Annotated in this window: 20 protein-coding genes and 1 riboswitch; of the genes, 13 read left to right on the forward strand and 7 right to left on the reverse strand. The window is 56.4% G+C overall.

Annotated elements, in window-relative coordinates:
* Positions 1–42 precede the first annotated feature (42 nt).
* Positions 43–1,341 carry a DNA polymerase IV gene (locus FJ695_RS20235; protein WP_141187118.1) on the forward strand — a complete coding sequence of 433 codons (1,299 nt, stop codon included), beginning with the start codon at positions 43–45 and terminating at the stop codon, positions 1,339–1,341.
* 268 nt (positions 1,342–1,609) lie between these two features.
* Here FJ695_RS20235 and FJ695_RS20240 read toward each other — a convergent pair whose 3' ends face one another.
* Positions 1,610–2,497, reverse strand: coding sequence for a cell envelope integrity EipB family protein (locus tag FJ695_RS20240; RefSeq protein ID WP_209010746.1), 888 nt, complete (start codon positions 2,495–2,497; stop codon positions 1,610–1,612).
* Between the two features lie 250 nt (positions 2,498–2,747).
* On the opposite strand from FJ695_RS20240, the gene FJ695_RS20245 reads away from it, so the two are divergent.
* From FJ695_RS20245 to metA, 4 genes are all read left to right on the forward strand, one after another.
* A complete protein-coding gene (locus tag FJ695_RS20245; RefSeq protein WP_141187119.1) occupies positions 2,748–3,215 on the forward strand; it encodes a RidA family protein in 468 nt (155 codons plus the stop codon).
* 60 nt (positions 3,216–3,275) lie between these two features.
* Positions 3,276–4,040 carry a glycerophosphodiester phosphodiesterase family protein gene (locus FJ695_RS20250; protein ID WP_141187120.1) on the forward strand — a complete coding sequence of 255 codons (765 nt, stop codon included), beginning with the start codon at positions 3,276–3,278 and terminating at the stop codon, positions 4,038–4,040.
* A 97-nt stretch (positions 4,041–4,137) separates the two neighbouring features.
* Entirely contained in the window at positions 4,138–5,463 is a 1,326-nt protein-coding gene (locus FJ695_RS20255; RefSeq protein ID WP_141187121.1) for a GNAT family N-acetyltransferase, read from the forward strand.
* Between the two features lie 108 nt (positions 5,464–5,571).
* A riboswitch (SAM-I-IV-variant riboswitch) is annotated at positions 5,572–5,689 on the forward strand.
* Between the two features lie 34 nt (positions 5,690–5,723).
* Positions 5,724–6,641: a homoserine O-succinyltransferase gene (gene metA / locus FJ695_RS20260; protein ID WP_141187122.1), complete on the forward strand. Its 918-nt coding sequence runs from the start codon at positions 5,724–5,726 to the stop codon at positions 6,639–6,641.
* A 38-nt stretch (positions 6,642–6,679) separates the two neighbouring features.
* Here the strand turns inward: metA and FJ695_RS20265 are convergent, their stop codons facing one another.
* The gene (locus FJ695_RS20265) at positions 6,680–8,041 is read right to left on the reverse strand and encodes an aminotransferase class V-fold PLP-dependent enzyme (protein ID WP_141187123.1); all 1,362 of its coding nucleotides are present in this window, start codon (positions 8,039–8,041) and stop codon (positions 6,680–6,682) included.
* Positions 8,042–8,081: 40 nt separating this feature from the next.
* Between FJ695_RS20265 and FJ695_RS20270 the strand changes: the two genes are divergently transcribed.
* The 4 genes from FJ695_RS20270 to FJ695_RS20285 all read left to right on the forward strand — a co-directional run bounded on the left by FJ695_RS20270 (position 8,082) and on the right by FJ695_RS20285 (position 11,517).
* Positions 8,082–8,429: a helix-turn-helix transcriptional regulator gene (locus FJ695_RS20270; RefSeq protein WP_141187124.1), complete on the forward strand. Its 348-nt coding sequence runs from the start codon at positions 8,082–8,084 to the stop codon at positions 8,427–8,429.
* Positions 8,430–8,551: 122 nt separating this feature from the next.
* Positions 8,552–8,980 carry an HIT family protein gene (locus tag FJ695_RS20275; protein ID WP_141187125.1) on the forward strand — a complete coding sequence of 143 codons (429 nt, stop codon included), beginning with the start codon at positions 8,552–8,554 and terminating at the stop codon, positions 8,978–8,980.
* 143 nt (positions 8,981–9,123) lie between these two features.
* Entirely contained in the window at positions 9,124–10,458 is a 1,335-nt protein-coding gene (locus FJ695_RS20280) for an MFS transporter (RefSeq protein ID WP_141187126.1), read from the forward strand.
* A gap of 450 nt (positions 10,459–10,908) precedes the next feature.
* A complete protein-coding gene (locus FJ695_RS20285; protein WP_168206436.1) occupies positions 10,909–11,517 on the forward strand; it encodes an ABC transporter substrate-binding protein in 609 nt (202 codons plus the stop codon).
* A 53-nt stretch (positions 11,518–11,570) separates the two neighbouring features.
* Here the strand turns inward: FJ695_RS20285 and FJ695_RS20290 are convergent, their stop codons facing one another.
* Positions 11,571–12,197 carry a ParA family protein gene (locus FJ695_RS20290; protein ID WP_141187128.1) on the reverse strand — a complete coding sequence of 209 codons (627 nt, stop codon included), beginning with the start codon at positions 12,195–12,197 and terminating at the stop codon, positions 11,571–11,573.
* Positions 12,198–12,339: 142 nt separating this feature from the next.
* Between FJ695_RS20290 and rnd the strand changes: the two genes are divergently transcribed.
* Entirely contained in the window at positions 12,340–13,524 is a 1,185-nt protein-coding gene (gene rnd, locus FJ695_RS20295; protein ID WP_141187129.1) for a ribonuclease D, read from the forward strand.
* A gap of 41 nt (positions 13,525–13,565) precedes the next feature.
* Here rnd and FJ695_RS20300 read toward each other — a convergent pair whose 3' ends face one another.
* The 4 genes from FJ695_RS20300 to FJ695_RS28340 form a co-directional block, all read right to left on the reverse strand.
* Positions 13,566–15,089, reverse strand: coding sequence for a Ppx/GppA phosphatase family protein (locus FJ695_RS20300; protein ID WP_141187130.1), 1,524 nt, complete (start codon positions 15,087–15,089; stop codon positions 13,566–13,568).
* A 276-nt stretch (positions 15,090–15,365) separates the two neighbouring features.
* Positions 15,366–17,588 (reverse strand): RNA degradosome polyphosphate kinase, encoded by a 2,223-nt coding sequence (locus tag FJ695_RS20305; RefSeq protein ID WP_141187131.1) that lies wholly within the window; start codon positions 17,586–17,588, stop codon positions 15,366–15,368.
* A gap of 86 nt (positions 17,589–17,674) precedes the next feature.
* A complete protein-coding gene (locus FJ695_RS28335) occupies positions 17,675–18,373 on the reverse strand; it encodes an AAA family ATPase (protein WP_141187132.1) in 699 nt (232 codons plus the stop codon).
* An 11-nt stretch (positions 18,374–18,384) separates the two neighbouring features.
* Positions 18,385–19,500: an AI-2E family transporter gene (locus FJ695_RS28340; protein WP_141187133.1), complete on the reverse strand. Its 1,116-nt coding sequence runs from the start codon at positions 19,498–19,500 to the stop codon at positions 18,385–18,387.
* A 238-nt stretch (positions 19,501–19,738) separates the two neighbouring features.
* Between FJ695_RS28340 and purM the strand changes: the two genes are divergently transcribed.
* The 3 genes from purM to FJ695_RS20330 are packed head-to-tail and all read left to right on the forward strand — an operon-like array spanning position 19,739 to position 22,361.
* Positions 19,739–20,821, forward strand: a complete 1,083-nt coding sequence (purM, locus tag FJ695_RS20320; protein WP_141187134.1) for a phosphoribosylformylglycinamidine cyclo-ligase — start codon at positions 19,739–19,741, stop codon at positions 20,819–20,821.
* On the forward strand, positions 20,818–21,468 hold the full coding sequence (gene purN, locus FJ695_RS20325; protein ID WP_141187135.1) for a phosphoribosylglycinamide formyltransferase: 651 nt from the start codon (positions 20,818–20,820) through the stop codon (positions 21,466–21,468). Before purM ends, purN begins: the two co-directional genes overlap by 4 nt.
* Complete coding sequence (locus FJ695_RS20330; RefSeq protein ID WP_141187136.1) at positions 21,459–22,361, forward strand: hypothetical protein; 903 nt, start codon at positions 21,459–21,461, stop codon at positions 22,359–22,361. Before purN ends, FJ695_RS20330 begins: the two co-directional genes overlap by 10 nt.
* The last annotated feature ends 478 nt before the right edge of the window (positions 22,362–22,839 follow it).

Raw genomic sequence — 22,839 nt, forward strand, 5'->3', positions numbered from 1 at the left:
TGCAACGGCCGGATCTTCGCCTTTGTATGACCGCGTGAGCCAATGACAAAAGAGCTGAAAGCGCTGTGCCGGGATTGTGGGACCCGGCTGCCCGGTCAGGCCGCCCGGTGTCCGCGTTGTGGCAGCCCGCGCCTGTTGAACCATCCTGAACTCGATCAGCTATCGATCGCTCACATCGACTGTGACGCGTTTTACGCATCCGTCGAAAAGCGGGACAATCCGGATCTGCAGGACAAGCCCGTCATTGTCGGCGGTGGCCAGCGCGGTGTTGTCTCGACCTGCTGTTACATCGCCCGCATTTCCGGTGTGCGCTCTGCTATGCCTATGTTCAAGGCGATGGAGGCATGCCCGGACGCGGTCGTGATCAAGCCGAACATGGAAAAATACTCCAAGGTGGGCAAGGAAATCCGTCAACGCATGCAGGCTCTGACACCGCTCGTTGAACCGATCTCCATTGATGAGGCCTTTCTTGATCTGACCGGTACAGAACGCCTGCATCACGCAACTGTTGCCGAAACTTTGGCGAAATTTGTCCGTGATATTGAAAATGACATCGGCATTTCCGCAAGCGTTGGCTTGGCGCCGAACAAATTCCTCGCCAAGCTGGCGTCGGACTTGGAAAAGCCACGTGGATTTTCGGTCATCGGCGCGGCAGAAGCCAAAGACCGTCTGGCTCCGATGCCAGTCGGCAAAATCTGGGGCGTCGGCAAGGTGTTTCAAAAGAAACTGGAACGGGACGGCATCCGCACCATCGGGCAACTGCAAGTGATGGAAGCCAATACGCTCGCTCGGAAATATGGTTCTATCGGCCTGAGGCTGGCAAAGCTGTCGCACGGTGACGACAGCCGGGATGTCACCCCGTCGCGCGGAGCCAAGAGCGTCTCGACCGAAACCACCTTTCGAACAGACATATCCGACTTTGAGGTTTTGAAACCAATTCTGCGGGATCTGTCAGAAAAAGTGTCGTTCCGGCTCAAAAAAGCGGACCTCGCTGGCCGGGGCATCACGCTGAAATTGAAGACAGCGGAATTCAAGACAATCACCCGCGCGCGCCACCTCACCGACCCAACTCAGCTGGCCGACAAGATTTTCGACGCTGGAATTGCACTTCTGGATGCCGAAACCGACGGCAGGCGCTTCCGGCTGATCGGAATCGGCGTCAGCGACTTGTCTGACGCTTCCCAGGCCGATCCGGAGGACCTGCTCGATGCCACCGCTGGGCGGCGGAAAAAAGCAGAACTTGCCATCGACAAGTTGCGCGGCAAATTCGGAAAATCCGCTGTCGAACTTGGCCTTACCCACGCTGCAAAACAAGCGCGGAAAGCTGCTGAAGATAACTAGAGCGCCGGGCGTAAACGTGGAACCGTTTGATGGCTTTGGCCGGTCTATCCGGTAAGGCGCAGCACGCAGCGCGATGCGGGGCATCGGGCAAGATATGCAACGCAGCCGGTGGGCCGGCCAAAGTCACCCAAAGGGCCTCGTCTCATGAGTCCGCTGGCCTACGTTGGCCCGCCCTTATGGTGCCAGCACCACTGCGGGCGCCCCGCCTTGCCAGCAAACCAATGAGACGGGTCAAACGCTTCCACGTTTTCGCCCGGTGCTCTAAACTTCAGTTACCGCAATTCGATTGACTGGTGTGATCGTGCAGCTCCAGCGCCGTCATAGTGCCGGCGAGTTTGAAATCGCCATAATCGAGAACCAGCTTGTCGCTGATCCCGTTTTCAAACAGGCGGAAGGACAATTGATAGACCGGTGTCTGCTCGCCATTGCCCTCGTCTTGGGAGGGGTCGAAGTAGGCAACCGTGACCGGCCAGGATGCGATAGCATCTAATGTCTCCTCGCGTTTGCCGTCGATTTCCGGCACTTCTCCGACCGCCTTCGCGCCAATGACTGCCGTTGTTGCAAATACCTTATCGCCGGTCTCGGCACCGTCATAAATGTCACTGGCCGTAAAATGGCCGCCGGTCCGGGCAGCATTGAGAATGCTCATAAGATGTTCGGTCGGAAACTGAACGTCCTTTCCGATTTCAAGCGTCTTTTCCGTTGGTTCTTTTAGATCAATAGCTTTCAACCCCGATTCAAGACGTGCTGCCCCCCGGCTGGATTCAACCAGTTTTTGGTCCACATAAGTCTTGGACAGGAATTGATAGTTTTCTGCACCGGCATCTTCAAACGAGGTGGTCTGCAAGTCGGTCACTTGTAAGCCACCGTTGACATCTTGGAATTGGGTTACAAACCGGAAGTTGACGCTGTAACCGTCGCAGGCATCGCCGGAAAACTCATAGACCATCCGGCCGCTGAGGCCGGCAATGCCGGATTGCTGCAGTGAATCAGCAAGCTTCATATCATAGACGGCGCGATGCTGGGCCAATGGTACACCGGCAATCTGCGCCGCGGCTTGGTTCACCGTGCCAAAAGAAAAGACAGTGGAGATGGGAGCGCCAATAACCAGAAGACCGCCAAGAAAAGCCCTGTTTCGAAAAAGACGCTGCATCATCAAACCTCATGACCGCCGTTCGGCGAGATATTCCAAGTTTCTACTCTTGTATTCGGGATCCGGCAGATCCGCCAGCCGGGATTGCCGCTTGATGCCAATAAACCGCAAATTGATCTCCGCAGAACCAGCCGATCCGTATCTTCTGAATTGGGCAAAGGAGTTTTCCACCAACAGGCGCCGGAATTGCGCTTGTCAGCCCCATTAATTTACGCCAAGAGACAGCCATTCACTTCCCTGATTGAGGATCGTCATGACCAGCAAAATTGAAGCCCGTTTGTCCGAGTTGGGAATCACCTTGCCGGATGCCGCAGCACCAGCGGCCAATTATGTGCCTTTCGTGAAAACCGGCAATCAGCTGTTCATTTCCGGTCAGCTGCCGATGGAAGCAGGCGCAATTGCCGTTTCCGGCAAACTGGGGGCAGATCTGGATATTGATGCAGGTCAGCTGGCCGCAAAACTTTGCGCCATCAATCTGCTGGCCCAGGCAAAAGCTGCAACGGGTGACCTCGACAAGGTTGTGCGCCTGGTCAAAATCGTCGGTTTTGTGAATTCCACCGGCGATTTCACCGATCAGCCGAAGGTCGTCAACGGCGCGTCCGACTTCCTGGTCGAGGCGATGGGCGACAGTGGCCGCCATGCTCGCTCCGCAGTCAGCGCAGCCTCGCTACCCTTTGGGGCAGGTGTTGAAATCGAAGCCATTTTTGAAGTCGCCGAATAGATCTACCAGCGGTCCGCTCGGGTCCTGACCCGAGCGGACCGCTTTATTGAACGGAATGTGATGTCTCCCGATTTAGAAGCCATCTTTGCCCGCCCGGTCGCGCACCGGGGATATCATGACGCCAGCAACGGCATCATTGAAAACACTCCGACGGCGATTCAAAAAGCCATCGACAAAGGGTTTGGCATTGAAGTTGATGTGCAGCAGACCAGTGACGGCGAAGCCCTGGTGTTTCACGACAACGATCTCGACCGCTTGGCAGATGCCGGCGGGCCGGTCGCTGGGCGGACATCCGCAGATCTTGTTAAGCTCCAAATGCTCACCGGTTCAGACCATTTGTGGCTGTTGCAAGACCTTTATGATCTCGTCGATGGCCGTGTTCCGCTGGTTGTCGAAATAAAATCCCTTCTGCGCCGAGATGCCCAGGCCGATTTTGTCCGCCGTGTTGTTGATCAAACAGCGGCATACAAAGGACCGGCCTGTATCAAGACGTTCGATCCGGACATGCTGGCCATCGCAAAAGCTCACAACAGCCAAGTCTTGCGCGGCATTGTCGCCGATGCGGCCCGGCCCGGACCGGATTACACGCGGCACAGCCGCATGGACCGGTTTATCATGCGTCACCTCTTGCACTTCCCGCGCACCAGCCCGCATTTCATCTCCTACAGTGTCAATGATTTGCCGAGCCTTGGCCCGAGTGTGATGAAGACCCTGCTCAAAACACCGATCATGACCTGGACGGTCCGCACGCCCGGACAATGGGAAGTCGCCGAACGGTTCGCGGATCAGATTGTTTTTGAAGGGTTTGATCCGGAAAAGACCTAAACCTATAGGGCAACGCCAACACGCGGCTCTTGCGGTGCACCACAGATGCTCTAAATGGAAAGAAGGGATTGTAATTGCGGCGAGCCGGCACTGAAACATGACGTCATCACCTTCACCGGATAAGGAAAAACCTCATAGCTCAGGTTCCGGTGATGATGGACAGACTTTGTCACTGCGCATCCTATCGTCGCTGGCTGATGTTCCGGCAGACAAATGGGACCAGGTCGCCAACCCTGGATGGCAGCTTACGAGCACGGGCGGATTAACGCCCACGCCAAACTGCACGAATTCCATTGATCTGACTGCAGCGCTCTCTCCAGAAACGGATAATCAATCCAGCAACACCGCCTTCAATCCGTTTCTATCCCACGCTTTTTTGCAGGCGTTGGAAGCCGCTGGTTGCGCCACCCGCCAGACCGGCTGGGTGCCCCGGCACATAATCCTGGAAGATGCGTCTGGGGCCGTTTTTGGCGCGGTTCCGGCCTATCTTAAAAGTCATTCGCAGGGGGAATATGTCTTTGACCACGGCTGGGCGGATGCGTTTTACCGGGCGGGTGGCGACTATTATCCCAAGCTGCAGATCTCTGTGCCGTTTACTCCAGCGACTGGCCGGCGGTTCCTGACCAGTCCGGACATCAACCGAGAGGCCGGTATCCAGGCGCTCGCGGCGGGCCTGGTTCAAGTGTGCCAGCGCACCGGCGCCTCGTCGGTCCACGCAACGTTCCTGACAAAACCGGAATGGGGCACACTCGGAGAACTCGGTTATTTGCAACGCACCGACCAGCAATTTCATTGGGATAACCATGGTTACGAGGACTTTGATCAGTTTTTGAGTGATCTGGCTTCGCGCAAACGCAAGGCGATCAAGAAGGAACGCCGCGAAGCGCAAAGCGTCGACGGCCTTGAAATTGAGTGGGTAACCGGCAGCGGCCTTACAGAAGCGCACTGGGACGCGTTTTACCGCTTTTACATGGACACCGGGTCGCGAAAGTGGGGCAGTCCCTATCTCAACCGGGAGTTCTTTTCACTGATCAACGAGCGGCTGGCTGAACGCATCTTGCTGGTGCTGGCCAAACGGCACGGCCGTTACATTGCTGGCGCCTTGAACTTCATTGGCTCTGAAACACTTTTCGGCCGCCACTGGGGCTGCAATGAACACCACCCCTTTCTGCACTTTGAGCTTTGTTATTACCAGGCCATCGATTTTGCCATCGCGAAGGGCCTCAAACGCGTTGAAGCAGGCGCACAAGGCGCGCACAAGCTGGCTCGCGGATATTTGCCGCAGACCACCTATTCCGCCCACTGGATAGCTCATGAGGGGCTCCATCAGGCCGTTGCAGATTATCTGGAACATGAGCGGCTGGCGGTGGAACGGGAAAACCAGGCATTGGCGGAACAGGCGCCGTTCAGGAAGGAACCGTAACTGTGTTGTCGGGGTTTTCCTTGGGGGCCCCCAAATTTTACTCCAGTCACAACAATGACATTTGCCCGATCAGGGCTTGCCGGATCGGTTTTCTTCGATTACCTAGATTGCCATCATCAAGAGTTGGGACAGATGCCCCACGCCAACCTGCCGATCCGGGCAAGGTGGTTCTTCGAAGAGAAGATGCGGCCCGAGAGCGATCTTAGCGGCAACAAATCGGATCTCAAGAAGGCATCTGTCTCTGGTTACGGGACGTGCAAATGCCGATAAAAATACCAAACAATCTTCCTGGCCGCCCAATTCTGGAATCTGAAGGCGTGATGATCATCCGCGAAGCGGATGCGATCCGGCAGGATATCCGGCCGATTAACATCGGTCTGCTCAACCTGATGCCGAACAAGATCAAAACCGAGACTCAGTTTGCCCGTCTTCTCGGCTCCACGCCCCTGCAGATCGATCTTACTTTGGTGCGCATGACCAACCACGTGGCGCGCAACACGTCGCAAGAGCATTTGTCTGCCTTTTATCAGCCCTGGGAAGAGGTGAAGACCCAAAAATTTGACGGCTTCATCATCACCGGCGCCCCGGTTGAAAAACTGCCCTTTGAGGAAGTCGGCTATTGGCAGGAAATGTGTGACGTTCTGGATTGGACCCAGACCCATGTGCATCGGACCATGACGATTTGCTGGGCAGCTCAAGCAGCCGCCTATCACTTTTATAAGATGCCGAAGTACGCCCGCGATACCAAGGCGACCGGGGTTTACCGCCAGCGGACCCTGGTGCCCGCCTCGCCTTATTTGCGCGGGTTTTCGGACGACTTCTGCCTGCCGGTCTCCCGCTGGACCGAAACCCGGAAAGCCGACATTCCGGCGGAAAGCAATCTTGCAGTGCTGGCCGAGGATGATGAGACCGGCATGTGTCTGCTGGATGACCCGGACCACCGCAGCCTGCACATGTTCAACCACATTGAATATGACACCACGTCGCTAGCGGACGAGTTTGAACGGGACAGCCAGGTGTCGGAGACCCCGATCCGGCCGCAGAACTATTTCCCGGGTGACGACGCAACGCTCGATCCGGTGAACCGCTGGCGGGCTCATGCCCACCTTCTGTTTGGCAACTGGATCAACGAGATGTATCAGACGACTCCGTTCGATCTGGAAAAGATCGGCGAGTAGATTTCTTGGAGCGCCTTTAAGGGCGCTCCATCTTTCGTTCATCCGACGATCTCTGCCTTGGCCTTGGCAATGGCCGCGATCAGCCGGTCGATGTCCTCGTCATTGGTCGCCCAGTTGGAGACGCTGATCCGGAAACCCGTTTTTCCTTGCCAGGTGGCTGGCCCGAACCAGGCTTCGCCGCTGTTTTGAACATGCTCGGTGATCCGGGCACAGGCGTCTTCGTTTTTGGGCAACGTGACAAACACCTGATTGAAATGCACATCGTGCGGTACGGTAAACCCGAGGGCCGATAGATCGCCGGCAATGCGTTTTGCATGACCATGAAACCGGTCGACCATCTCGACAACCCCTGCCCGGCCAAGCGACAGCAGGGCTGCCCAGGTTTCCGCTCCGCGTGCCGAGCGGCTGAATTCCGGAGCACGGTCGGCCGGGTTCGGATCTGCGGCCGGAAGGTAAGACGCGCCGATAGCCATCGACGCCTGCATATCTTCCGGGTGCCTGCACAGCGCAAGACCGGAGTCGTAGGGTGTGTTCAATGTCTTGTGGGAATCGACCACCCAGCTGTCCGCGCCGTCCAATTTCTTCAGTTTGAAACCGGCCTCTTCGGACACCTTTGCCCAAAGACCGAAAGCCCCATCCACATGGAGCCACGCATTGGCAGCCCGGCATTTCTCCGCAAGGCCCTCGAATGGATCAAACGCGCCGGTACAGACGTTGCCTGCTTGCGCCAGTACCAACGTGCGTTCGTCGAGTTCGGGTACTTCATCCAGTTTCATCTGGCCCTGATCGTCTACGTCGACCCACTCTATGTCCTGTGTGCCTAGACCTGCCATGCGAAGGGATTTCAGGACGGTCGCATGGATTTCGCGGCCCGCCACAATGCGCAAACGCGGAGCGCCGATGAGGCCAGCGCCGCGTTCATGTCCTTGCCGCGACAGCAGCACATCGCGCGCGGTGACAATCAAAGCCATATTGGCCATGGTCGCGCCGCTGGTGAAGGCGCCATTGGTTCCTTCCGGCAGCCCCAACAACTCAACGATCCAGGAAATCGCTGTTTCTTCCATCTGAACGACGGACGGGCCCGTCAGGCTGTCCGCGATCTGATCCCAGGCGGAGAGCAGGCTTCTGGCGGCGGACGCTGCCGGAAGAGCCCCGCCGATGACATAACCGAAGTACCGCCCGGCGGCCGACGCCACCGTCCCCTCCCCGCCAATTCCGGCCATCGTGTCGAGGATATTTTGGAGGGGCAGACCAGCCTCGGGCAACGATCTGTCGAGCTGCTGCAAACGGCTCAATTCCGGTTGAACCTGACGGTCAGAGAGCTGCTCCAGATAGCGCACACCGCGCTTCGCGCCTTCCAGATAGGCTTCAGACTGGACAATGAGCGGGGTCTTTTGCATGATCGGCGCACCTTAACAATATAGAAGAATTTCTATATAGATGAATATCAATATAGATACAACAACAAGCTCTGCCATGTTGGCCGCATTGGCCAGTCCTGCCCGGCTACAAATCATGATTTGGCTTCTGGATCCCAGGCCGCATTTCCCGGAACAGCGCGATGGCGACCTTGTGGACGATGGCGTCTGCGTCGGCTTTATCACCGACAAGATTGGTCTCACCCAACCAACCGTCAGCTCTCACATGAAAAAGCTCGCTGACGCTGGTCTGGTAACGGGCAAAAAGCTCGGCAATTGGATGTTTTACAAACCCGACCGCAGCAAACTGGAAGCCCTTGGGCTTGCTCTATCGGATGCTGCCAGGAAAGATCCGAGCCCCAGGCTCTGACCGGTTGCTGGTTGCTGCAGTCTGATCCAAATGCCCCCTTGCCGCCGGTAATCGACTGGCATTAGGGTTGCCACAACTCACCCAGAAAATGCTTCACGCTTCAAATTCAGAAAGTTCTTCAAATGACCGCACCTGTCTATGACGATCAAAATGTCTTTGCAAAAATCATGCGCGGCGAAATCCCAAGCCACACGGTTTACGAAGACGAAAAAACCCTTGTGATCATGGATATCATGCCGCGTGGCGACGGCCATATTCTGGTGATCCCGAAGGCGCCTTCGCGCAACATATTCGATATTGCAGCGGAAGATCTCAATGCGGTTATGGCCACTGTTCAGAAAATGGCACATGCCGTGATCAAGGCATTCGATGCCAATGGCACCACTATTCAGCAGTTTTCAGAGCCTGCCGGCGGCCAGGTGGTGTTCCACACACATGTGCATGTCATCCCGCGCTTTGATGGAGTCAAACTACGCCCGCACACCGGTGAAATGGCGGATAACGAGGTTTTGGCAGCCAATGCCGAAAAAATCCGTGCTGCGTTGGCGTAACAAAGGATCCGTTTACTGGAAGGCGGTGAACTCAAACCCGCTCAACGAAGAACCAACTTTCCAGAGCTTATATCAGCCGCACCTCTTTTTATGATCCGGCCCGATTGTTAAGAGTGCTCCAGACGCCAACCCTGGAGCACTTTTTGTTTTCTGTCCTTAGCAACAGGCCCTACCGGCATTTGTTCTTTGCGCAGGTCATTGCGCTGTTCGGCACCGGGCTGATGACCGTGGCACTGGCCCTGCTTGCTTATGATTTGGCAGGAGGAAACGCCGGGGTCGTGCTCGGCACTGCACTGACAATCAAAATGGTTGTCTATGTGACCTTGAGCCCGGTTGCGGCCGGGTTTGCAGCCCGCTTTCCCAGACGCGGTTTTCTGGTCTTTCTTGATCTGGTGCGCGCAGGAACTGCTCTGGCCTTACCCTTTGTCGATGCGGTCTGGCAAATCTATGTGCTGATCGCGATCCTGCAATCAGCATCAGCTGCCTTCACACCAACCTTTCAAGCCACCATTCCCGATATTCTGACCGATGAGGATGACTATACCAACGCCTTGTCGCTGTCGCGCATGGCCTATGATTTTGAGAACTTGCTCAGTCCCATAGCCGCCGCCCTTCTGGTCAGCCTGATCGGTTTTCACTGGTTGTTTGCCGGAACCGCCGCTGGTTTTCTTCTATCTGCCGTCCTGGTCATAACGGCAGCTGTGCCAGCATCCCAAGCAATTTCAAACACCGCACCGCTTGAGCGCATTAAGCGGGGGTTGGCGATTTACCTAAAAACTCCGCGCCTGAAAGGGTTACTGGCGCTGAACCTCACCGTAGCGGCGGCCGGGTCCATGGTTATCGTCAACAGTGTGGTGGTCGTCAAAGCCCAGTTGGGCCTCAGCGATGCTCACCTGGCGCTCTCCATGGCAGCTTATGGCGGCGGCTCAATGCTGGCCGCGCTGGTCATGCCGAAGGTCTTGAAGCAATTGCCCGAGCGGTCCGTTATGATCTCCGCTGCGGCCGCATTGCCCCTTGCACTGTTTGTCTTCGCCATCCTTACGGTGAGTTTGCCAGAATCGGCAATTTGGCCCGCCCTTCTTGTGATCTGGGTCTGGATGGGAGCCTGCATGTCTGGCGTTCTCGTCCCAACCGGCCGCCTCTTGCGCAATTCTGCTCACTCAGAAGACCGGCCACAGGTGTTTGCTGCTCAGTTTGCGCTTTCCCATGCCTGCTGGCTAGTCGCTTATCCGCTTGCCGGCTGGCTCGGCAGCACAATGCCTCTTTCCCAAACTGTACTGGTCTTGGGCGCAATTTCAGTTCCAGGCGTCCTTGTAGCGGTCCGCCTCTGGCCCCGAAAGGATCCAAGTTTTCTGGTTCACGACCATCCGGACCTACCACCGGATCATCCGCATTTGCAGGAAATTGACGACAAACGCCATGGACATGACTTTGTCATCGACAGCCTTCACCCCAACTGGCCGGACCGCCACCACTAGAGCGCCGGGCGAAAACGTGAAAACGTTTGATAGTTTTGGGCGATTTATCCGGATAGGCGCGGCACGCAGCGCGATGCGGGGCATCGGGCAAGAGGTGCAACGCAGTCGGTGGATCGCCCAAAGCCACCCGGAGGGCCTCGTCTCATTGGCCTGCTGACGTGCATTGGCCCGCCCTTATGGTGCCAGCACCACTACGGGCGTCCCGCCTTGCCTGCACACAAATGAGACGGGTCAAACGCTTCCACGATTTCGCCCGGCGCTCTAATTTCCGAAACCGGAACTTCGCCTGTAGACTGCTCCACTAAAGTTCCGCTGGTCGCACACCGTCTATGGATCTACGGTTTGTGAGTTGGAAGATTTAGAGGCTTTTGCTTGTTCCTGATACAAGTTCGATTTTGGATTGTTGTTTTGACCGCGCTGTGTTCTCCAATCAGCGTGAGTGCCGACACTGTGACACTCTACACCGCAGAACTTCCGGGACTTCACCAATCCGACGGATCTGGCAAATATGATGTTTTTCTGAACAAAGCTGCCGCGGTTGCCGGTGTTGACTTGAAGATTATTTATTGGCCGGTGGCGCGGGCGATCACGGCCTTCCAGAATTGCGAGAACTGTTGCGCGAACCCTTGCACCCAGGCGCCCGGAATTGATTATTGCGAAGGCGCAAACCTCTCCAAGCCTCTGTCCGTGTCCCGGCTCTATGTTTTTACCGGATCCAGCAAGGACCCCATCAGCGATCTAGCGACGTTGAAGGGAAAAACTGTCGGAAAGCTTCAGGGTATGCAAATCGGCGAAGCGGTTCCTGCCGCTGGCTCCAATTTGATCGAAATTGCAGACATCGCTTCCGCCTTGCAGATGCTGGACCTGGGCCGGCTTGACGCCTTTGCTGCCTGGACGCCGGATATCTTCAACTACCTTTCCCAAAACAATCTCCCGCCGCTCTCTTATGTGGCCGAAGCGCCCGTTTTGACGGTCAGTGAGCACCTCGGCTGCAAAGGACTTACGGGCCAAAAACTGATCGATGCGGCCAACGCGTTACGTTTCCGTTTGCTCAACTGATTTTGTAATAGTCAATTTCCCTCGCTGGGCCATGAATGACATTAGACAGTGGGCTAACAGTCGACGGCCTGAAGAAGCGGGTGCCACTGGCCTCTCACTTCGTGGTCTTTGGTGTCGTGTTGATCGAAGACCGCAGTTCCGGCCGCCGCGTGGCGGGCATAAAGCACCCGGTCTGAAATCCGGCAGAGCACCGGATACCCCTTCTTTGAAAGCGTGTGTTCCAAATCGGCCACTTGATTCGAGCGTTTGTTGATGCGGTTGGCGACAACATGAATGTCCGCCTTGCCCTTGCGCACCCGTTTGATGTCCGAGATGTCATCGAGAAACTTCAAGGTGGCGTTCCAGTCAAAAGCGGAGGCCAGCACTGGCACCACGATATCGGACGCTTCGGCAATCAAGGTCTTGGCGAGTTCAGAACGCAAGCCACCCGGACCATCGATTACGATCGCGTCTAGCCCTTTGCCCTTATCACCGATGGCATTTTCCTTGCTCCAATTCAGGCTTTCGATCGCCACCAGGTTTTTCGGACGGCGTTTGGTCCAGGACAAGCTCGATTTCTGCCGGTCTGCGTCTGCCAGGGCGACATCCTCACCGCGCGCAGCAAGCGCCACCGCCAAATTCGTTGCGAGTGTTGTTTTGCCGCATCCGCCCTTTGAATTGACCACCAGGATCTTGCGCATTCCGGTCCTCCACCTCTTTTTGTTATCCGCTACCCCACAGCACCATAGGCGCACTCATTGCACCCTTACAAGACTTGCCGCAGCAATTGCCGCCATTTCGTGGCGACAAGGCGGCAGAACTCGGGTATAGCTTTCGATCACCATGGAAGTGATTACAAAAACAAAAGACCTTGCCGCTGCCTGTCAGCAGCTTGCTACCAACGACTTCGTCACTGTCGACACGGAGTTCCTCCGCGAAACCACCTTCTGGCCCAAGCTGTGCGTCATCCAGATGGCAGGGCCGGATATGGCGTTTATCGTTGATGCGCTGGCGGAAGGCCTTGATCTCGCCCCCTTTTTCGACCTTATGCGCGACGAGAATGTGACAAAGGTGTTTCATGCCGCGCGTCAGGACATTGAGATCATCTACCATCTCGGCGGATTGATCCCGGCGCCTCTGTTCGATTCTCAGGTGGCCGCGATGGTCTGCGGCTTTGGCGATTCCATTTCCTATGATCAGCTTGTCTACAAAGTCACCGGCGCCCGGATCGACAAGTCTTCGCGCTTTACCGATTGGGCCCGGCGGCCATTGACCGCCAAACAACTCGATTACGCGCTGGCCGACGTCACCCATTTGCGCGAAGCCTATCAGTTCCTAAAAGCCAATCTGGCTGAACAGAACCGGACCCATTGGGTGCAGGACGAGATGAAGGTGCTGACATCGGTTGGCACCTACCGAACAGATCCGGACCAAGCGTGGAAACGGCTCAAGCTGCGGGTGCGCAAGCCCATTGAACTTGCTGTGATGATGGAAGTCGCTGCCTGGCGAGAAACCGAAGCTCAGACCCGCAATGTGCCGCGCAGCCGGGTGATCAAGGACGACGCAATCTATGAACTTGCCGCCCAGCAGCCGGCAAACCCAGAAGCCTTAGGGCGTCTCAGAACCATCCCACGCGGATTTGAGCGGTCCCGCAGCGCTGACGACATTCTGAAGGCCGTCCGACGCGCTTTGGACATTCCAAAATCAGACCTGCCGAAATTGCCAAAAGGCCGTCAAGCGCCGGATGGATCTGCAGCAGCGGTTGATCTTCTGAAGGTCTTGCTGAAGCTGATCAGCGAAGCCCAAGGTGTTGCCGCCAAGGTCATTGCGACCGTCGATGATCTGGAAAAAATTGCAGCCGACGACAATGCCGATGTGGCCGCGTTAAAAGGTTGGCGCCGGGAGCTGTTTGGGGAAACCGCGCTGAAACTCAAACGCGGAGAAGTTGCTTTGGCCTTCCAGAACCGTCAGATCACCATTCTGGAACAAACGCAGGCTAAGGCCGACGCGACCGAGGCGGCGGAGTAACCGCCGCCCCGCGAATACGACAGACAACGTAGGATCTTGCCTTAGATCCCGCCTCTGACAGTGATCGGAACTTCGATCACCTTGGACAACTGCGCAATCCGCTTGCGCAGCCGTTCGCCGTCAAGATCGGCCAGATCTGGGCCAAGATCGAGGATCAGTTTGTCGTCTTCCTTGTAGATCCCGACTTTCGGCAGCATTCCGCTCATCGATGCACTTAAGAGTGAGGCGACCCGCAAAGTTGCTCCAAGCACTTTGCCTCGGATCCGCAAACGGTCGGTGAACAGTTTCCGGATCAAGGATGACAATGCCCCTTCGCGAAGGCCCTGATGACGGTAGAACACGGCCGCTGCAAGATACGCCCGGCTGGCATGATCCAGGCCGACAAAGGACGCGTTGGAGATTATGTTAAGGCTCTGCTCGCCCCGGTAGTCCGGATGCGCCCGCCAGCCGATGTCCGACAAAAGACAGGCCGCATGCCGCAGCCGCATTTCGTTGGCGGTCTCTTCGATGGAAAGCACCTTGAACAGGGTATCTGACCAGGCAATCAGCTCTTCAGCGTGCTGCGGCGAGCGGGCACGCAATTCGCAAAGTTCCCGGGCAGCCTCAATCACCGGATCCTGTGCCTGCATGTCTGGCGGTAGTTGCGCGTGCAGCAGACCTTCACGAACTCCTGTCGCGGAGAATATCAGCCGTTCGGCCTTCATCGCCGACAAAACCTGTTCAAGCACAACAGCGCCGATCGGAACCAATGGCCGGCGCTGTTTCGAAACAACTTCGGCCCGTTCAATTCCTTCAAGGTCTGGAACCGCAATCTTCCGGCAGAACGCGATCGCTTCTTCCGCACTGATTTCGTAGTTGTGCATCACATGCAGCGGGTATTTGTTTTGCATCAGATGCAAACGGCCAAGCGACCGCCACGTTCCGCCAACCGCATAAAACGTCCGTTCGCCAGGCGGCAACTCGGGCCAATTGAAATCTTTCAATGCGTTTTCCGTGATGTCACGGGCTGCGGCAATGCTGCCGCCCGCCATCTCCGATAGGCGTAGACCACCGAGCGGGAACGTCATGCCAATGCCCGGCCCGTTCCCATCAATTTCAACAAGCTCCAGACTGCCGCCACCCATATCACCGACAAGGCCGCGCGGCTGCCAGAAACCGGCCGTAACACCGAGTGCAGAAAAATAAGCTTCTTCGTTGCCGTCGAGAATCCGGACCGGCGCGCCCAAAATGGCCTCGACGTCTTCTACAAAGTCCGGCCCGTTTTCAGCGTCCCGGGTTGCGGCTGTGGCAACGATATAGATCTCTTGGCAGCCCGTATGCTGGATAAGCGCCCGGAACCGGACGAGTTCGGCAAGAGCAATCTTTACCGAACCGTCGGCAAGCTGTCCGGTGGCAGCAACACCGCGTCCGAGACCAGCCAAGAGCTTTTCGTTGAACAGCATCGTTGGCGTGCGGGCTTTGCGCTCGTATATGACCAGGCGTACAGAGTTGGACCCGATATCGACCACAGCAATCGGGCCGGTGCCGTTGAGCCGACCGCGTGCCGGCTGATGGTTGGATGACATCCTAAAGCAATCCTCGGCCTTGTCGCTTCATTAGAGCCCTTAAGGTCTGACCTTTGCTGCCAAACAGTTTCCTGTTCTGGCCATTGAAACCCTGGGAACATTCACCCTCTTGCAGCTGGCGATCATTCCCAGCCCGACCTGCTATTCTCTTCATACTCACACGCGGTTAAAAAAGGAGGAAAATCTGCTTTGTGCGCCAACCCGCCGCACAGCCAGAGAGTGTGACGGTGCAGACACGAACGTCTGCCGGTGTTTTTTCAAGCACTTGAGCTGGACCTAACCTCTTTTTTTCCGCTTCACAAAAGGTTTTGGCCGGTCACTCTTGAGCGATTTGCCCCGGCCAGACAGCGACGGGTTTGTCATGAAATACCGGTGCGCATTGAACGGCTCTTCCGTTGCGCCCGGTTCAATCCTCTCATGACCGCCATCAGAAAGAATCCGCCAACTTTGCTGATTGTCCTTCAAGTTGGCGACCATGATCTGGTCGAGCACTTGCTCATGAACCGTTGGCGTCTTCAACGGCACCAGAACCTCTACGCGCCGGTCGATATTGCGCGGCATCAAGTCGGCCGAACCAATGTAGACATGCGCTTGCGGCGACGGCAGGCCATACCCATTGCCGAAACAGAATATGCGGGAATGCTCCAGAAACCGGCCGACAATCGACTTCACGCGGATGTTTTCCGACAGGCCCTCAATGCCTGGCCGCAAACAACAGATGCCGCGAATGACCAGATCAACCTGAACACCCGCTTGGCTTGCCCGATAGAGGGAATCGATCACCTCCGGATCGACCAGGCTGTTCATCTTCATCCAGATCTGCGCCGGCCGGCCCGCTCGGGCATGGTCGATTTCGGCCTCGGTCATCTCCAGCATGCGGCTGCGCAGATTGACCGGCGACACGGCCAGATGATTGAGTTCGGCTGGTTCGGCGTAGCCTGTGATGTAATTGAACACCCGGGCCGCATCTTCAGCCAATTCCGGATCGTCGGTAAAGAACGACAAGTCCTCGTAAATCCGCGCTGTGATCGGATGGTAGTTGCCGGTGCCAATATGGCAGTAGGTCTTCAGCTGACCATGCTCACGGCGGATTACCATGGACAATTTGGAGTGAGTTTTCAGCTCGATAAAGCCGAACACCACCTGCACCCCGGCACGCTCCAGATCGCGGGCCCACTTGATGTTGGCTTCTTCGTCAAACCGCGCTTTCAATTCAACAAGCGCAGTGACGGATTTTCCCGCCTCAGCCGCCTCCGCCAGCGCCTTGACAATCGGCGAGTTGTTGGAAGTACGGTAGAGCGTTTGTTTGATCGCAACGACATCCGGATCGCGCGCCGCTTGCCGCAAATACTGGACCACCACATCGAAGGATTCATACGGATGATGAACGATGATGTCCTTCTGGTGGATCGCTGCCATACAGTTGCCGCCGTGCTCACGGATCCGCTCCGGAAAGCGGGCTGTATAGGGGTCAAACTTCAGGTCCGGACGTTCCAGATCAACAACCTGGCTGAGATTGTGGAGCGCCAGCAGACCTTTGGCGAGGAAGATTTCCTCATCCTCCACGTCCAAAGCTTCGGCAACAAACTCTCTTAAGGCCGGAGGTGTTGTGTCCTGGATTTCCAGACGGATAGCGGATCCCCGGCGGCGGCGCTTCAGCGCGCTTTCAAAGAGGCGCACGAGATCTTCCGCTTCTTCTTCGATTTCCAAGTCGCTGTCACGGATGACCCGGAACGCGCCTTTGCCCCGGATTTCGTAGCCCGGGAACAAACGGCCAATGAAGAGCGAAATCACCTTTTCGACCGCGATAAAGCGCGCAGCACCATCCCTGGAATTCGGCATTTGAACAAAACGGGCAACCTGGCTTGGAACACGCATGAGAGCAATCATGCCCTCCCCGCCAGAAGACGGCACCAATTCAAAAACGATAGAAAAACCCAGATTCGGAATAAATGGGAACGGATGGGCCGGATCAATCGCCAGCGGCGTCAGAACCGGAAAAATATAAGAGAGAAAATACTCTTCGAGCCAATTCCGCTCGTCGGCTTCCAACGTCTCCGCGCGAAGGATTTCAATACCTTCTTCGGCAATTTCACCCTGCAGTTCTCCCCAGATCTGCTGCTGAGACGCCTGCAGCTGATGGACCGCTTCCCCGATCTTGTCGAGCTGTTCGGTTGGCGTGAGGCCGTCATCTGACAGGTTGGTAACATCGGCCCGCTGCTGCCCGCGCAGCCCGGCCACACGGACCATGAAAAACTCATCAAGATTGTTGGCGGAAATCGACAGAAACCGCACCCGCTCCAAAAGCGGGTGGTTGCGGTTCATGGCTTCTTCCAGAACCCTTAAGTTGAACTGCAGCCAGGACAGCTCCCGGTTCATGAAACGGGCCGGTGATTTCAGGAGATCGTCCGTCGTATCACGTCCAAATTTTACAACTGGACGACCGGCTACGTCTGGCACTGCGGCAACGGTGTCTTGCACATCGACAGTCTCAGTCATGAAGCCTTCCTTCGATCCGAAACGATCTGTTTTTCCTTTTGGGCTTTCAGATACCTAACGGTCATATCATTCGCGATTGATATCGCCTAGCCGGTTGTTGGTCCGTAGTCGGGACTTGTAACAGTTTCAAGAACCCGTCCGGCGAGTGGTTTTGTGATCTTCACCCGTCCGGCCAGCGCTTCCCTGTCGATGGCATCGACGGCGCGCATGGCGACTTCCAGTGAGCGCTCCATGCGCACCACAAGATAGTCGACCACACCGATATCAACGGCGATCTGACGGTCGGCAAAGAGTTTGACCAAGACCCGGCGCAAGAGATCATCGTCCGGCTCCAAAACTTCCACCGGCGTTGCGGCCCTCAAGCGGGACATCAGATCCGGCAACGCGACTTTCCAGGACGCGGGCCAGGTGCGACTGGTGATCAGAACCGTTTTTCCGGCCTGGCGGGCCGCATTTAACAAATGAAACAGCGCCGTATCGTTCACACCACGGTGCGCGTCCTCAATCACACAGGCAGGTGCCGCAACCAGCTCCGACACTTTGTCTTCGCTCAAGTCGTTTGCCTGAATAACGATTGCGCCGGTTTCATCCCGGAATGCTTCGACCAGATGGGTTTTGCCCGATCCGACCGGTCCGGCCAGGATCACCACCGGCGACGGCCACTCGGGCCAGCGCTCCAGCAATTCAAAGGCTGCCTGGTTCGATCGGCCGACAAGATAGTCGTCACGTCCGAGGGCCGCATCATGCGGCAAGTCCAGGGGCAGCTGGCGCGGTGTCTCCGCCATTGTTACTCAATCTACTCTTTAGGCCCCGCGTCTGGGGCGGTCTCATCAGGCACAGCCGCGCGCAATGGGCGGGTTCCTGTATATACTGGGCTCGCTAGGTACTGCTTCAATGCGAAGCGCGCAAGCACGCCAATCATGGCCGCGGCCGGAACAGCAATCAACATCCCCACAAATCCAAAGAGATATCCAAAGGCAAACAACGCAAACATCAGCGTCACCGGATGAAGGCCCGTGCTGGTTCCAACCAGTTTCGGCTGCAGGATATTCCCTTCCAGGAACTGACCGGCCGCAAAAATTCCGCCGATTATCAGGATCATCGGCCAATCCGGCCAGAATTGGACCAGACCGACACCGATGGAGACGACAAGTCCGAGACCGGCGCCAACAAATGGAATGAAACTGACGAGCCCGGCGCCCATGCCGATCAGCAGGCCAAAATTCAAGCCCGCAATCCCCAGCGCAACGGCATAGAAGGTTCCCAGCAGCAAGCACACTGAGAGCTGGCCGCGCACAAATCCGGCGACAGCGCCATCCATCTCCCGCGCCAACTCACGGATTTCAAAAAGATGATCGCGCGGCAGCCAGGCATCGATCTTTTCGACCATATGGTCCCAGTCGAGCAGAAGATAAAAGGCGACGACAGGCGTGATGACAAACAGCGACAAGATCGACAAGAGCGCCTGACCACCGCTCCAGATCGACTGCGCCAATTTGCCGACAAAGGCAGCGCCCTGCCCGACAAGATCGGACATGCTGGACTGAAGATCCGCCAGTTTAATCCCCGCAACTGTTGTCAGCCGTTCTCCAACTTGATCATTGATGAGCGTCTGGAGCTGGCGCACCAGATCCGGGAAATATTTCAGGAACAACGCCAGCTGATTGCCCAGGACGGGCAGCAGCAAAATGAAGAAAAGGATCAGCAGGAAGACAAAGCCGAATAGGATAGTGAGCGTCGCCCAAAGCCGGCCCATGCCGAGCTTTTCCAGCCGGTCGCACACCGGGTCCAGCAGATAGGCAACGGCTGCACCGGCGACAAACGGCAGCAAAACCCCTGAAAAAACAAACAAAAAGACGCAGAAAATGCCCAGAGAAATCAGCCAGAACTGGATCTGACGGCGCAATGTCATGAAACGAATTCCTTTGCAGTCCGGCACAGCCACACACGTTTCAACGCAACGGCTGTTTCCAAAGCTCCCCCTGCCGGTGAGTTAGGATGCTGGACAACATCAGGTCAAGTGCCGAGGCACCAGACGTGGATCTCAGACGAATTTGGCAGGGGTCGGAGCCGCCCAGCTCTTGTTTTCTGAAGCCTCACACTGTAAGCGCGTCAGGCAAAGCCAACCGCCTAAAGCTTTGGAGCGCCCCATGAGCCAATCCCCGTCCTCCGGTTCCAATGGTCTGACCTATGCCGATGCCGGCGTTGACATTGATGCGGGCAACGCACTGGTCGACCGGATCAAGCCGCTGGTCAAGGCGACCTCCCGTCCGGGTGCGGACAGCGACATTGGCGGTTTTGGCGGCCTTTTCGACCTCAAAGGCGCCGGTTTCAAGGATCCGGTTCTGGTTGCCGCGAACGACGGTGTTGGCACCAAACTGAAAATCGCCATTGAAACCGGTCAGCATCGCACGGTCGGCATCGACCTTGTCGCTATGTGCGTCAACGACCTGATCGTTCAGGGCGCCGAACCGCTGTTTTTCCTCGATTATTTCGCAACCGGCGCGCTGGATGTCGAAACCGCCACCGATGTGGTTGCCGGTATCGCGGATGGCTGCAAGATGGCTGGCGCAGCGCTGATCGGCGGCGAAACGGCCGAAATGCCGGGCATGTATGCTGAAGGCGATTATGACCTTGCCGGCTTTTCCGTTGGCGGCGTAGAGCGCGGCGAGATCCTGCCGCGCAAGGATGTTGCAGAAGGCGATGTGCTGCTCGGCCTGGCTTCTTCCGGCGTCCATTCCAACGGCTATTCGATGGTGCGCAAGATCATCGAACTGTCCGGCCTGGATTGGTCTGCCCAAGCTCCGTTCGACAGCACAAAGACATTGGGCGAAGCCTTGATGGAGCCGACAAAAATCTATGTCAAACCGCTACTGGCCGCATTGAAGGCAACCAGCGGCATCAAGGCGCTGGCGCATATCACCGGCGGCGGCCTGCCGGAAAACCTGCCGCGCGTCCTGCCGGACGGCAGCTCGGCCCGCATTGATCTTTCCAAGATCACCGTTCCGCCGGTCTTCTCTTGGCTTGGAGAAAAAGGCGGCGTGGCAGAAGCTGAAATGCTGCGCACCTTCAATTGCGGCATCGGCATGGTGGTTGTGGTTGATGCAGCCGAAGCAGCGTCCGTCCAGAAGGTTCTGGAAGACGCTGGTGAAACCGTTGCTGAAATCGGCCGGATCGAAGCGGCCGGCAGCGCACCGGTCCTCTTTGACGGCTCTCTGGGCCTTGTTTCATGAGCCGGAAAAAGATCGCCATCCTGATTTCCGGGCGCGGCTCCAACATGGGCGCGCTGATTTCAGCCGCGATGGATCCGAGTTTTCCAGCGGAGATTTCCCTGGTCCTTTCTAACCGGCCGGATGCCAAGGGTTTGCAGCGCGCACAGGACTTCGGCATTCCGACAGCGGTTGTGGATCACAAGGACTTTGGCGGCGACCGCGAAGCCTTTGAAAAATCCGTCGACGAGATTTTGAAAGCCAACAAGATCGACATCGTTGTCCTTGCCGGCTTCATGCGCATCTTGTCGCCCTATCTGGTGAATGCCTGGGCGGGCCGGATGATCAACATCCACCCGGCTCTGCTGCCCTCCTTCAAGGGCCTGGCGACCCACGAGCGGGCCCTCGAAGAAGGTGTCAAACTGCACGGCGCGACAGTCCATTTTGTGTCTGCCGAAATGGATGATGGCCCGATCATCATACAAGGAGCGGTGCCCGTGCTCGACCACGATACACCGGATAGCCTCGCCGCTCGTGTGCTGGGTGTGGAACACAAGATCTATCCCAAAGCCCTGGAGCTGGTCGCCTCCGGCAAGGCCAAGGTCAAAGGCGGCACCAAGGTCACGACTGGCGATACGGCCGAGGCTACCGCGCCGCTGATTTGGCCGTAAATTTCTATATATTTTTCGGCGTAAAGGCCGCCCAACCGAATGTTTTGTTCCGCGAAAATGGATCGAACGCTATGCCTTCCAACTCAAAACAACTTCTAGCTGAACTTGCCGTCGAGATTGCGCGTCGATTGAGGGAAATATTTGCAAACGATGCTCCCTCAAATGCTTTACCGGGTTACTTCTACCATCTTCATACTGGCGACTTTGAACGCGCTTGCAATTTTTTATGGCAATTAGATTGCGCGGTCGCCGGTTACGGAACTTCCAGCAAACACAACGAAATTGTGTTTGCTGATGCTAAAAAAACAAGACCTCAACATAGCGCTTGGCCTCCCTTCTTTCGGGTGTTTTCTTCCGAAGAAATTAGACAACAAATCGCCCAAACTTCAGACGTTAAATTAAATTTGCATATAGAGGACTCTCTCTGCTCGTATCTTGCCATGGCAGGAGACTATGGACCAGAAGAGCAACTTCTATCGCTAGACCGTAAACCGTTCGTACCGCCTGAGCCTTATGAGCAAGGGTTACATCTGCTCGCTGAGCATGGATACGCTGGGAAAATCGGAAAGTACTATATCTGGACAGATAAAATCGCTCCGGCGATGCACACGGTTTATGCTTGGACCGAAGATGGACAGCCCTGGGGTGAAGTTGAAGACGCCCGCCTTGAAAACGAGGCTCGTGCCGCTTGGGAGACAATGCCACTCACAATAAAGAAGGCACTTTTCCAGCATCCGCATTACAACCTAATGGACACAATAGATGTTCTCATGAAGTTCTGGAAAGATGGAACTTGGAGCCAAAAGCCAGAGGATGAAACCCAAAATCTCGGCGGCGAACTTCACCTCGCCCGCCGCTTGATCGAAATCGCAAAAGCCGAGACACAGCCTTAGACGCGGCTGACCGCCGAACCTTTCACTTTCCTCAGGTAGGAACCAGCGATCGGAACTGACCCGCCGTTGCTCTTTCAAGCCGTTTTTTTGTTGACCGTACCGGCATGGATTGCCGGATCAACTCTACTGCTGTCCGGCTTAATCTACGCCACATATCGCTAGCCGCTATTACGTTTGGTGAAGTCTCCCGAACGCCTTAGTGCAGACGTGGGCCTTGTTTATGGCACAGACCAATTCTCCCCCTTGAGTGGGAGATGTCGGCGACCGCGGACAGAGGGGGGGGGTGAACGGCTGTAGACAAAACAAAAAAGCGCGTTTTTGAGGAAAGGTTTCCCCCCCCTCTGCCTCCTGCCGGAGGCATATCCCCCTCAAGGGTGGAGACGGGAACAAGCGGTGGCGGTTGTTTCATGTCTGAAGAATCGGACATCCGAAAAAGCACAGCACTTCAAAAAGAAACATAAGATCTGCTCAGCTTAGC

The organism is Labrenzia sp. PHM005, assembly GCF_006517275.1.
Lineage (GTDB): Bacteria > Pseudomonadota > Alphaproteobacteria > Rhizobiales > Stappiaceae > Roseibium.